Annotated in this window: 11 protein-coding genes and 1 pseudogene; 11 read left to right on the top strand and 1 reads right to left on the bottom strand. The window is 62.3% G+C overall.

Going from position 1 to position 12,584, the window contains the following annotated elements:
- The first annotated feature begins 28 nt into the window (after window positions 1–28).
- From DTX69_RS17765 to DTX69_RS17755, 3 genes and pseudogenes are all read left to right on the top strand, one after another.
- The gene (locus tag DTX69_RS17765; RefSeq protein ID WP_119302901.1) at window positions 29–349 is read left to right on the top strand and encodes an amino acid ABC transporter ATP-binding protein; all 321 of its coding nucleotides are present in this window, start codon (window positions 29–31) and stop codon (window positions 347–349) included.
- Window positions 306–782 (top strand): annotated as a pseudogene (locus tag DTX69_RS17760) (transposase); the annotation flags it as partial. The gene DTX69_RS17765 and the pseudogene DTX69_RS17760, both read left to right, overlap by 44 nt.
- Window positions 783–965: 183 nt before the next feature.
- Window positions 966–1,151 carry a DUF6494 family protein gene (locus DTX69_RS17755; protein ID WP_284735877.1) on the top strand — a complete coding sequence of 62 codons (186 nt, stop codon included), beginning with the start codon at window positions 966–968 and terminating at the stop codon, window positions 1,149–1,151.
- 350 nt (window positions 1,152–1,501) lie between these two features.
- Here DTX69_RS17755 and DTX69_RS17750 read toward each other — a convergent pair whose 3' ends face one another.
- Window positions 1,502–2,524 (bottom strand): AraC family transcriptional regulator, encoded by a 1,023-nt coding sequence (locus DTX69_RS17750; RefSeq protein ID WP_119302899.1) that lies wholly within the window; start codon window positions 2,522–2,524, stop codon window positions 1,502–1,504.
- Window positions 2,525–2,635: 111 nt separating this feature from the next.
- On the opposite strand from DTX69_RS17750, the gene DTX69_RS17745 reads away from it, so the two are divergent.
- The 8 genes from DTX69_RS17745 to DTX69_RS17705 all read left to right on the top strand — a co-directional run bounded on the left by DTX69_RS17745 (window position 2,636) and on the right by DTX69_RS17705 (window position 12,577).
- Window positions 2,636–3,973, top strand: coding sequence for a tetratricopeptide repeat protein (locus DTX69_RS17745; RefSeq protein ID WP_119303098.1), 1,338 nt, complete (start codon window positions 2,636–2,638; stop codon window positions 3,971–3,973).
- A 192-nt stretch (window positions 3,974–4,165) separates the two neighbouring features.
- On the top strand, window positions 4,166–4,480 hold the full coding sequence (locus DTX69_RS17740) for a hypothetical protein (protein WP_284735875.1): 315 nt from the start codon (window positions 4,166–4,168) through the stop codon (window positions 4,478–4,480).
- 52 nt (window positions 4,481–4,532) lie between these two features.
- Window positions 4,533–5,354, top strand: coding sequence for a GNAT family N-acetyltransferase (locus DTX69_RS17735; RefSeq protein WP_162917311.1), 822 nt, complete (start codon window positions 4,533–4,535; stop codon window positions 5,352–5,354).
- A 962-nt stretch (window positions 5,355–6,316) separates the two neighbouring features.
- Complete coding sequence (locus DTX69_RS17725; RefSeq protein WP_119303097.1) at window positions 6,317–6,988, top strand: VOC family protein; 672 nt, start codon at window positions 6,317–6,319, stop codon at window positions 6,986–6,988.
- 1,231 nt (window positions 6,989–8,219) lie between these two features.
- Complete coding sequence (locus DTX69_RS17720) at window positions 8,220–9,140, top strand: sugar phosphate isomerase/epimerase family protein (RefSeq protein ID WP_284735873.1); 921 nt, start codon at window positions 8,220–8,222, stop codon at window positions 9,138–9,140.
- 125 nt (window positions 9,141–9,265) lie between these two features.
- On the top strand, window positions 9,266–10,222 hold the full coding sequence (locus DTX69_RS17715; protein WP_119302895.1) for a substrate-binding domain-containing protein: 957 nt from the start codon (window positions 9,266–9,268) through the stop codon (window positions 10,220–10,222).
- Between the two features lie 81 nt (window positions 10,223–10,303).
- Window positions 10,304–11,332, top strand: coding sequence for a fatty acid desaturase (locus DTX69_RS17710; RefSeq protein WP_119302894.1), 1,029 nt, complete (start codon window positions 10,304–10,306; stop codon window positions 11,330–11,332).
- A 111-nt stretch (window positions 11,333–11,443) separates the two neighbouring features.
- Window positions 11,444–12,577: an ABC transporter permease gene (locus tag DTX69_RS17705; protein WP_284735872.1), complete on the top strand. Its 1,134-nt coding sequence runs from the start codon at window positions 11,444–11,446 to the stop codon at window positions 12,575–12,577.
- Window positions 12,578–12,584 lie beyond the last annotated feature (7 nt).

Here is a 12,584-nt window from a genome sequence, read left to right as displayed (position 1 = left end):
TCTGGCGTAGGCGAGCGTAGATACCGCGATGGTCTTCCAGCACTTCAATCTGTTTCCGCATCTGTCGGTCTTGGGAAATATCATCGAAGCCCCCATCCAGGTTCGCCGCGAATCCAGATCGGACGCCGAAGCGCATGCCCATCTTCTACTGCGCCGCGTTGGTTTGGCGGGCAAGGCGCGGGCCTATCCCCGAGAACTTTCTGGCGGTCAGAAGCAACGTGTCGCCATCGCCCGCGCTCTGGCCATGAAACCCAAGCTGCTCCTGTTCGACGAGCCGACCTCGTCGCTGGATCCAGAGTTGGTGGGAGCCCTTGACGTCCGGCGCCAAATCGCTAGGTCGCTTTGGTAAGCAAGACTTTGTCTATGTGCCGGAAAAGGACGTCTACCGCTGTCCGGCCGGAGAGCAGCTGACCTATCGGTTCTCAGCGGAAGAGCACGGCATGACGATCCGCCGCTATTGGACGACGGCTTGTCCAAGGTGCCCCTTGCAATCGCGATGCACGACGGCGCCGCTGCGGCGTATCCCACGCTGGGAACACGAGCACCTGCTGGAGGCCGTCCAGGAGCGCCTCGATGCGAGCCCGGACGCCATGCGGATGCGCCGCGAGACCGTCGAGCATCCATTCGGCACGATGAAGGCGCGGATGGGCGCGACGCACTTCCTGACGAAGACCCTACCGAAGGTCGCCACAGAGATGGCACTCTCTGTGCTCGCCTACAATCTGACGCGCGTGATGAACATCGTCGGCGTCAAGCCGCTCATGACCGCGATCGGGGCATAGCGGGCTCTGTAGCGTCATTCTCTGGCCGACGGCACGGCTCAAATGCCTTCACAGCGGCTCTCGGATGCCAATGGTGGCTGTTCGCGTTGGAAATCCCAGAATGCCGATGACCAGTTTCACTGGATCGCCTATGGCAGCCTTTTCACACGGCCAAGACCCAAAACGGTCATGCGCGCGGCCGTCATGAGCGTGCGGAAGTTCTTCAAGGAAGTCGGAATCACCGCGCAGCGCGAGATCGAGAACGCGGTACGGGAGGCGCTCTCGAAAGGCAGCCTGTCCGGCAAGGAGAAGCTGACGGCCAAGGTGACATTAGCGCTTGGTCAGACCGGCCTGAATTTGATTGTCGATGGCGAGATCGAGCTCGAATAGTTCTCTCGCGGACAACGGGACAGATGTCGCTTTCTGCACTTGTGCTGGCCGTCTTGATCGGTGGCTATTTTCTGTTCGATCTGCGGTCACGAATCGAGCTACGTGCGGAGCATTTAGTTGCCATTATCGAGGTCGGCTGACGCCACTTTTCAGCGCCCCCACAGTCCAGTTCTTCTCATAGTGCATTCTTTGAACTCGCCCTTTAGCTGCGCTGTTTTGTCGGACATACGTTTCCGCATCCATAGTCATGGATGGCCCATTCCCTGAAGAAGCACATCTGGATGTCACGAAATGCCACCCTTCCTGTCGTTCAATGGTGTGCCTTGGCTCCGCGAGTGATTGGTCAAGGTTCAAGCTTTGCCAGCCCTGTGATCCCGACGCCAGCTCGCCGGTGGAACGCCATACTCGCGTTTGAACGCCCTGTTGAATGCCGCTTCGGACTCGTAGCCCACTTCGAAGGCGATCCGTGCGATCGGGTCGGCGGAATCCCTTAGTCGCGCCAAGGCCTGTTCGAACCTCTGTCGGGCCAGGTAGCGCATTGGCGGCTCGCCGATGACGCGCGTGAAGCGTTCCGCAAAGGCTGAGCGGGACACGGCTATCTCTCGCGCCAGACCTTCCGTGGTCCAACGCCGCGCGATCTGACTGTGAAGGAGCCCAAGCGCGCTTCCGACGATCGGGTCACGCATGCCCGCCGTCCAGGTGCTGATGGCGGGCGGCTGAGAGACCAAGTAGCGGCGGACCGCCTCCATAAACAGAAGTTCCGCGAGCTTTGCGAGGATCGGCGTCGAGGCAGCCTCGGCCTCTGAAAGTTCCTTCCCGGCGAACCGGAACGAGCTTTCGATCCAACTCCCCGATGCGCCTTCCGTGACCTTGAGTTTCAGGACGCTCGGCAGCAACGCTATGATGGCATTATGCGGCATGTCGTTGCCGAGAAACCCGCACAGGATCTTTGTCCGCTCTCCGCCTCCGCCGTGAACGATTTTTGCCAGCCCGCCCCCCGCCGCCGGTTGGATCAGATGCTCGGCACTGACGGCTCGGAGATTCAAGGCGCTGCCGATGACGTGACCGTCATTGCGTGGCAGAACGACGATCTCACCGCTCTCGACCCGCACCGGCGGTTGATGGTCGACCTTCAGAAGGAAGCGGCCGGCGGTGACGTAGTGATAGGCAATGATGTGGCGCGGTTCGGGTGTGAACGGGATGCAATCCTCGGGACCAACCTTAGCGGTCACGCACCACGGCGCGGTGAACTCCACGTCGAGAAATATCCCTCCCGTGAGGCGCATCGCGCGCAGCATGTCCAATAGAGCATCTACCGGGCATACTCCCCTCAAAAGCGGCGGCTCGGTCAAGTGTTCCGGCGCATCGCTCATTAACCGCTCCCGTCAGCCAGTCTAGCTTAGCATCGAAACCGCTCAGCCGGCAGTCGATTGTGATTCAAGCAGTCGATGCGGCAACTGTTCATTCTAAAGGAAAACCCGAACATGCTTACCGATGCACAGGGCAACGCCCTCTCGGGCGCCACCGTCGAGGCCGTAGAGTTGTTCAACGAGGCCGTCGAGGCCTTCAACATCTATCGCGGCGACCCCGTCGGCATGCTGGACCGCGCCATCGAAGCCACACCCGACTTCGCGATGGCGCATATCCTGAAAGCACATCTGTTCGGCCTGGCAACCGAACCAGAGGCGACGAGGGGAGCAAAAGCGATCGTCGGCAAGGTGAAGACGCTGCGGTTCTCGGAACGCGAGGCCTCGCACATTGCTGCGCTCGACCTGCTCCTTGCGGGACAGTGGACCGCCGCCGCTGAGGCTCTCGATCAGCACAATGCATACTATCCGCATGACATCGTCGCGCTTCAGTCGGGCCACCTGATGGATTTCTTCCGCGCCCACGCGCGGGGTCTGCGCGACCGCATCGCGCGCGTCCTGCCGAAATGGTCGGCGGACATGCCGGGTTATTCGATCCTGCTCGGGATGCACGCGTTTGGCCTCGAGGAAACCGGCGACTATGGACGGGCCGAAGACGCCGGCCGCCGCGCGGTAGACCTGCAGCCGCTCGACTGCTGGGCGCACCACGCCGTCGCCCATGTCATGGAGATGCAGGGCAGGGCCGAGGACGGCATCGGCTGGATGATCGCCCGTGAGTCACATTGGTCCGGCGACGACAATTTCTTCAAGGTCCACAACTGGTGGCATCGTTCGCTGTATCACCTGGATCTCGGGCAGGTCGATGCGGTCTTTGCGCTCTATGACGGGCCGATCCGTCAGGACCGCAGCACCGTCGCACTCGACATGATCGATGCGTCGGCGCTCCTCTGGCGCCTGCATCTCTCGGGCCATGATGTCGGTGACCGCTGGAACGAGCTGGCGGCGACCTGGGACAGTCATGCCGATGGCCGCACCTATCCGTTCAACGACTGGCATGCGGTGATGGCCTATCTCGGCGCGGGCCGGGACAGTGCGGTCGACCGGATTGTCGAGGCCTGTCGGAACGGCACCGCTGCATCCGATGTCGCTGAATGGAGGCAGCGGACCGCCGTGCCTCTGATTGAAGGGTTCGCAGCGTTCTGGCGCGGCGAGTACGAGGCCGCGGCCGACCGCCTCCATGGCGCACGCTTCATCGCCAACAGCTTCGGCGGCAGCCACGCACAGCGTGACATTATCGATTGGACGCTCACCGAGGCTGCCGTCCGCGGCGGGCTGACCGGTCTGGCCGAAGCCCTTGCCAATGAGCGCCTGGCGCTGAAGCCCCACAGTTCGGTGAACAAGAACTCTCTGACCCGAGCCAGAGCAACCGCATCGTCGGGCCGGAAGGCGGCCTGAGTTTGTCGTGCGCTCTGCCGCCTCCGTCATTCGGCGGTGGGACGCGACTTTGGGCGAGACGAACGCCCGCAAGCATTGGAGATTTCAAGATGAAGCATCTCGCGATCGTCGTGCGCGACGACGGCCTACGATAAGATTCTCACGCCACTGACATTCGCCTACACCCAGGCCCGAAACGGCGTAAAGGTCGACATGCTCTTTCTGCTCTGGGCAGTAAAGGCGCTGACCAGCAAGGGAGCGGCCTCCCTCTCGGTGGACGGTCGGCACAAGGACGACGCGGAGTGGTTGCGCGCCCGGATGACCGCGGACGGCGAGCCGACCGAGATCGTGGACTTCCTGAAGCTTCTCGTCGAAACCGGGAACGTGACCTTGTACGGCTGCCGTTATGCGGCTCAGACCTTCGAGGTAAAGCAGGCCGATCTCATTGCCGAAGCGGAGGGCATCGTCGATCCGGGATGGTTCCTGACAGAGAAGGCCGTCAAGGCGGACCACTGCCAGTATTTTTGACCAATCGTCGCCGGAAGCGGCCGATCAACAAGCACATCACGCGGGGCACGACGTGGCCGAGATACGCGTCATCACGACTAAACGCCTGAGATTGGACGCTTTCACCAACGTCGACATCAGCGCGCTGGCGGAAATCCTCGCCGACCCGGAGGTCACCAAGAACATCACTGCCAATGCTTCGACAGCGGATCGCAGCCGCGCCAGCGCGGCGCACCGCATCGGCTGGCACAATGCTAACTGGGACGAACGCGGCTACGGCGGGTGGGCGGTGCGCGCTCGCTCCGGCATTGCGACGCCGGCCGGCGCGCTCATCGGCTGGTGCGGTTTCGCTGTCCCCGATATCGGCGAGGAATCGGAGATTCTCTATGGCCTCGCGCCGCAATGTTGGGGCCAGGGCTTGGCGCAGGAAGCGGTGCGGGCGGCGATCGACTGGCTGTTCGCGGCGACGCCGCATGAAGGCGTCTCGGCCGTCATCTTCGGGCGCATTAATCCGGTATCTGCGGCGATCGCTGGGAAGCTCGGCATGACCAAGCGCGGCACCATGGCGATGCCGGATTTCTTGCCCGATCTCACGCTCGCGCGCGACGTGCTCGACTACGAGATCTGGCGCCTGGGCCATGGGCATGCGGACGATGCGGACAAGCTGCTGTTCCAGGCCCCATACAAAGGTGGCCAGATCACATCGCTGAGGTTCGTCGATCCGACGGGAGTCGAGCAGGCCTTCTGCGATGCGGCGCGGGGGCGGGAGGAATACACCGCGATGACGCCCGCGGAGCTGGACCGGCGCGTCCAACATGCGTTCCGCCAGGGCATGGCGGAGCCTTACCTGGATTGGTATCACCTCCGGCGGGCAGATTGGCGCGTCGATAGCTAATTGGCCCCAGCGCCGCCGATCCGGTTTGCCACTGTGCGGCCCGAGCCGGCGCTGCGACCCGTCGTGCCGGTCGTTGCCTCACTTTTCGCGGCGGTCGACGTGGCGCGGATAAAAGAGCCGGTTGTCCGGCCGGCCCACTGGCCCAATTTGTGGAAATTGGCCGAAATACTCCAGAAAACGCTGATCTGTAAGGTGCAGTTTCTAACGTCACTGTTGACCGACGTGAGCCACCTCACGGTGAAACAATCGGCCCAAATGCGATTCCTTCAAAAAAGGCATGTGCTTGTTGCCAGCATGGGTGACTCCTTCCCGAATACATTTCGAGTGTCGGCTGTTGGCACCACCCGGCAATAGGAGCGGGATAGAGGAGGTCTGCTCTATCCGGGTAGTGCACACACCGGCCTGCTCGGCCATCGCGAGTCTTTCTGTGAAATCGCACCTTATCTGATGTCCGGTTCTGCGCTGACGGACTCTGCGCCCGGTCGGCCCTCAGGACGCAAGGACCACTGTCTTCGACCTTCAGATGGACGACGTCATGCCGTCTCAGCCTGCCGTCGATCGAAAGCCTGAACATCGCAAGATTGCGTTCCTTGCCTCCGCTACACATGTCCTCTCGACGACGTGAGCTGGCGCCAACGACTTGTTTGCTCGTGCCACGAGACGATAACGAGCATCGCTCGCTCGAGTGCGACAAAGCATACGGCTGTGTTTGGGAGCTTCAGCAACAGGCATCCGGTCTGCTACCGGGCCGAAGCGGCCCTGACGACACCGCAGGGATTCCGAGGGGCAAGCGTGCAGAGCCGATGTTCGTGTCCTTGCGGCGCTGTGCGGCAAAATCTATGGCCTGTTGCCAAACGCGGCATTGGCTTCCACGATGCGGTGCGCGTCTGGGCGCGTCGGGGCGAAGAACATGGGAGGGACACCGATCAGCGGCCTATCGCCGCTTAACCTGGAGAATGAGCATGAGCGAGCAGGGTTGGCGTGATTTCCTCGCCGCCGAGGGTGTCAATGACTGGGTCGTACTGCACGGTGGCGCGACCGCTGTCTTTCGCGTCGGGTCGCTGAGTGAGGCGGCGCGCTTGGCTGAGGCGGTTGCGAAGACACCTGGGATTGCGGGTGCGGGGGTGCTGCTAACCCTTACAGATACTCGCGTGACCGTCCGGCTGAGCCGTGACATCTGGAATCTCGAATCATGGCATGTCCAACTCGCGCGGGCGGTTTCGGCAGTTGCGCCAGAATACGGTGCGGTCGCCGATCGTGGGGCCGTCCAGGAGGTCCAGGTCGCCATTGCGGCGAAACGCGATGAAATTGACGTCGGTTTTTGGCGCGCCGTCCTCGGCTACACCCTGATGGCCGATGACAATGCGGTCGACCCCCTTGGACACGGATCGACGGTCTGGATGCAAGAGCTCGACCAGGCCAAGCCATTGCGCCACGCGATGCATATCGACGTCTCGGTCGCGCGCGAGCACGTCAAGGCGCGGTTGGAGGCAGCGCTCGCTGCGGGCGGCCGTATCGTCAGAGAGTCGCATGAACCGCCGCACTGGAAGCTCGCTGACCGCGCGGGCAACCGAGTCTGTATCTGCGCCTGGCCGGATGGGGCCGCCCATCGACCGTCAGACGACCCCGTCTAGCCGACCATCTCATGGTTTGCGGCACCCTTACCAGTGGCGAAAGCCGCTGTGTCGGCGAACTGTCAGTTCAGTTGTCGAGCCGCAGAACGCCGGTTGTAGCGCCGCGAGTTGGCAGCCGCCGGCAGGTTTCGGATGAACTCTGTAACGACGGCAGCGTTCGAGAGCAGACTTCCGACGCGTCCGCGGGTGTGGAGGACAATTCCTCCCGGATTGACCCGCCGCTACCGACCTACACGCTCACTCAAGTGCTTGAGCGTCGCTGTGAGCGGTCCGGTGGGGCGCCACACCCAAGGCAACTCGGACTGCGGCGAACCTGCCGAACTGACGTCAGCAAGCGACGTTCAGCTGTCAGAGGTGAACCTGACCCATCCAGGTCTGCCTGCTGTGCCTCATGTTGGCCCGGAGCACGTCACTTGATATGCAAACGACGCTGCGCCCTCACATCGCATTTGGTCCTATTGCACGAAATTTGAGGACGTGAATCGCTACGGTGCTACAGGGAAGAATTGATGGGAATCTTTCCGAAGGGCCGAACGGGGCAGTTGGAGCGCGGGCATTGACCTTAATCAAAGCAGATCTGCTCTATGCGATTGACGTGGGCTGTCTGGATCCATGAGGAGGAATGCCCCTTTCAATGCGTCCTTGCCTGAGCGATAATTATCACTCATAGGGAGGAATGAGGGGCGACGTCGTGCGATTGTCGAAGCCTCTTGCCGATGGCGAAAATGACGCCTCCGTGCGTGAAAGCGCGGGGCAAAGACGGGCTTTGCCGCCTGGTTCACCGCAGATTGGTCGGCGTAGTCGCGTGCGCTTGCGTGCTCGCAAGCTGACAAACATCCGCAGTTCCAGCGCCTTCCATTGGCCCGTCCAGGGGTCGATTGGACGCGCCACGGTTCATTTGACGCTCGTTCCCGCGGCAGCACCGATCTGCGCCGACGATTTCGGCGCTGCTTCCTACGTTTCCCCACCGCCATAAGGCGTTCCGCGCGAATCCATCACGGTTTGGACCCGGGTAGGGCGCGCTACTCAGGAATGTTGAAGCACATCCAAACGGCTTTGCACTGTCGCGATGCCGAACAGACTGGTTCGTTCGAACGCAAATATTCGTATGAGATTTATTTTGATCACAAAGTAGTTCCTTTGCAGTTTCCGTCATTTGACTTTGGGATATAAATAATGTTTCATTGTTGTATTCAGGCACTAGAGTTATCGGCGTCGCATGAAGATCGGAATGCTTACCGACAGTCTGCCGCACCTCGGCTTCGACGCGATGCTCGAGTCCGCCGCAACACTCGGGATCGAGTGTCTCGAATTCGCGTGCGGCAACTGGTCGAGCGCACCGCACATCGAACTCAATCGCATGCTGGAGAGCAGCGTGGCGAGACGTGAGTTCCAGGCGAAGGTCGCCGATCGGGGTCTGGCCATCTCGGCTCTCAACTGTTCGGGCAATCCGCTTTATCCGGGCACCGAGGGCGCGCGACAGCACGATGTGACCGTCAAGACCCTCAAGCTCGCGCGTCTTCTCGAGATCGACCGGATCGTAATGATGTCTGGATTGCCGGGTGGTCCGGGCGACAGCAATCCGAATTGGATCGTTACGGAGTGGCCGCCGGAGTGCCGAACGATCCTGCAGTACCAATGGCAGGAGAAGATCATTCCCTATTGGCGCAACTTGGCGGTCGTCGCGCGAGACAACGGCATCAAGCGCATCTGCCTGGAACTGCATGGGGCGCAGGCCGTCTACAATCCATCGACTTTGCAGCGGCTGCGCAACGTTGTCGGCGATATCGTCGGTGCCAACTATGACCCCAGCCATCCGATGTGGATGGGAGCCGACCCGCTGGCGGCCGTGCGGGCGCTGGGCGATGCGATCTATTACGTACATGCGAAGGATACGCGGGTGAAGCCGATTCCCGCCGCGATCGACGGCGTGCTCGACACCCGCCCGGCCAGCGAGGTTGGTGCGCGCTGCTGGAACTACGTGACACTCGGCTTCGGGCATGGCGAGGCATGGTGGCGCCAGTTCTGCGCCGCCCTGCGCATGGCCGGATATGACGATGTCCTGTCGATCGAGCACGAGGACTCGCTCATCGATCCCCTGGAAGGCGTGCGCAAATCGGTCGAGCTGCTGCGCAATGTCACCTATCGGTGAGCACGCCATGACGGGCGCCCCGCGCTGATCGGTAATGAACGGAGGGCGGGACAAGGAACCAATTCAAGCAGTGGGACCGGCTTGAGGCCGGATTGCCCCGAAAGAACCAGAGGGAGGAGGAAGTCATGCTTCGCAGTCGCGCAATCAAATCAATCTCGGTGGCGGTTGCAATGGCGGCCGTCGCCGTCCTGGCGGCACCGCAATCCATGGCCGAGGATTCGGTCAAGATCGCAGTGGTCACACACGGGCAATCGGCCGACACGTACTGGAGTGTGGTCAAGAAGGGCGTTGACGACGCCGCCGCAATGATGGGCGCGGAGGTTTCCTATCAGGCGCCGCAGACCACCGACTATGTCGTCATGTCGCGCATGATCGACGCGGCGGTGACCCAGAAGGTGCAAGGCCTCGTCGTTTCCATCGCGGATGCCGAGGCGCTGGGCAAGTCGGTCAAGGCCGCCGCCGATGCCGGCATACCCGTCATCGTCATTGACAGCGGCGAGGATCAGGTGGAGGAGCTGGGTCTCAAGCTCTTTGTCGGGACAACGAGCTATTTCGAGCAGGGCAAGAGAGCGGCGAAACAGCTTCTCGACGCCGGCGTGAAGAAGGGCGTATGCGCCAACCATGAGACCGGCAACCTGGTGAACGAGTCGGCCTGCGACGGGTTCATCGAGGCGATGAACGGCAAAGGCGATCGCGTGGAGATCAGCCTCGATCCGACCGAGACGGCGGCAAGGCTGAACGCCTATCTGGCGTCGCATCCGGACATCGACGGGATCCTGGCGCTGGGCGCGCCCTCGGCCACCAACGTCGTGGCTGCGCTCCGGGACAAGGGAACGCTCGCCAACTACAAGATCGGGAACTTCGACGTCTCGGGCGATACGCTGGCATCGCTGAGCGATAAGGAGCTGCTGTTCTCGTTCGATGCGCAGCAGTACCTGATGGGCTTCCTGCCGGTCGTCATGCTGACGCTCAATGCCAAATACGGGGTGCTGCCGATCAACAACATCTATACCGGGCCGAATGCCATCTCTCCCACCGACGTGGAGAAGATCATGGTCCTCAGCAAGAAAGGCATCCGCTAGGCGCACACGTTCCCGGCCTCAAGCCAGGCTTGCCGCAGTGCCCGGCAGGCCAGGCCGGCCGACCGGGAGAGCGACCCGATCATGGCCCACGACAGATACCGATTGATCGGCGGCGATGGCGAGCGTGCGCGGGCCAATGGCTTGGTGCAGGCCGAATGGTACCGCAGCGACATTCCGCGACCGCTCAAGAAGGCCATCGTTCGCCGCTCGGACGCTCCCGCTCTGCGCGACACCGCGATCTGGTACGGGCTGATCGCGGTTTCAGGCGGGCTGCTGGTCCTCACGTGGAACTCGGCTTGGGCGTATCCGGCGTTCTTCCTCTATGCGACCCTGTACGCCGGCCCCGCCGACTCCCGTTGGCATGAAGCCGGGCACGGCACGCCCTTTGCGACCGGCTGGATGAACACATGGCTCTATCAGATCGCGTCCTTCCAGGTCATGCGCCGGCCCACCGTCTGGAAATGGAGCCACGCGCGCCATCATACCGACACGCTCATCGTCGGCAGGGACCAGGAGATCCAGGTCCGGTTGCCGATCCGACCGGTCCGACTGGTGCTTGACTTCTTCGGCTTCGAGCTGGCGCCCAGGGAATTCGTTGCAAGCATCCGCAACGCCTTCGGCCGCATCTCGCCTGAAGAGCAGACTCTTGTCCCGGAGGCCGAACACGCTCGGGTCATTGTCGAGGCGCGCGCCTGGGTGTTGGCGTTTGCGGCGATCGCCGGCGCTGCGATCTGGCTCGGTTCCTGGCTGCCGATCTACCTGTTCGGCCTGATCCCGTCGATCGGGGGAGCCTGGCTCTACAACTTCTTCGGCATCGTCCAGCACGCCTGCCTGCCCGAGAACGTGCTGGATCATCGGCTCAACTCGCGCACCGTGCTGATGAATCCCGTCTCGCGCTTTCTGTACTGGAACATGAACTATCATGTCGAACACCACATGTATCCCTCGACGCCCTATCATGCGCTGCCGTTGCTGCATGAGACCATCCGGGCCGATTGTCCGCCGCCGTATCCATCGATGTGGAGCGCGTACCGGGAGTTCCTTCCCGCCCTGTACCGTCAATGGCGCGATCCCTCCTATCATGTCCGCCGCCCGTTACCGACCCATTGATCTGCCTTGCGGACCGTCAGCGCGGGTTGTGCTACGCGAGTCAGGCCCAACCCGCCGCGCACGGTCGCGCCTGGAAGGGGCGGCTAGATGGACACGACAGGAGTCGGACCGATGGCAAGCAATACGGAGATGGCACCTCTCTCGCCGAAGGGCATGGGAAGCGACACGACGAGAATCCGAACCAGCAGCCCGATCGCGCGGCTGTTGCGCCGGCCCGAGCTGGGCGCGCTGTCCGGCGTCATTCTCATCTACGCGATCTTCTTCGCCGTGGCCGGCGACAGCGGAATGTTCACGATCGAGGGGATTATCAACATCCTGCAGGTGTCGGCCGAAATAGGCATCCTGGCCGCGGCCGCGGCGCTTCTGATGATCGCGGGCGAGTTCGACCTGTCGATCGGGTCCATGATCGGGATCGCCGGGGTCATCATCGGGCTTTCCGCCACGGTATATGGCATGCCGTTATCGGTCTCCTTCCTGATCGCCCTGGTGATCTGTGCCGGGATCGGCGCGCTCAACGGTCTCGTGACGGTGAAGACCGGCCTGCCGTCTTTCATCGTGACGCTGGCCTCCCTGCTGATCCTGCGCGGACTCGCGATCTCCATCACGCGCTACGTCAACGGATACACGCAAATCCCCAAGATCACGCAGAGCGATCCCGACAGCATCGTCATCAGCATATTCGGTGCGCGGATCGGGCAGCCGGTCTTCGCCTGGATGGCGGATCATGGATGGATCGCGGCAAGAGCCAACGGATTGCCCGTGGTCGAGGGGCTTCCCGTCTCCATCGTCTGGTGGGTCGGGCTGACGCTGCTCGCCACATGGGTGCTGCTGAGAACGCAGTTCGGAAACTGGATCTTCGCGGTCGGCGGCGATCCGTCGGCAGCCCGCAATGTCGGTGTCCCCGTGCACCGGGTGAAGATCATCCTCTTCATCCTGACGGCCGTCGCGGCGGTCCTGTTCGCGGCGACGCAAGTCCTCGCGGTCGGCTCGGCGGATACGCTCCGCGGCACGCAGAAGGAGTTCGATGCGATCATCGCTGTTGTGATCGGCGGCACGCTGCTGACCGGGGGCTACGGCTCGGCGATCGGGGCAATGCTCGGCGCGCTGATCTACGGCACCGTCCAGATCGGCATTCTCTACATCGGCATCGATTCCGACCTGTTCAAGGTCTTCCTCGGCCTGATGGTGCTGGTCGCCGTGCTGTTCAACAACTATGTGCGCCGACGCGCCACACAGGAACGCTAGGAGGCGC

The organism is Dongia deserti (assembly GCF_003574735.1).
In the GTDB taxonomy this organism is placed as follows: Bacteria; Pseudomonadota; Alphaproteobacteria; order Dongiales; family Dongiaceae; genus Dongia_A; species Dongia_A deserti.
This window is presented reverse-complemented; position numbering and strand designations above follow the sequence as displayed.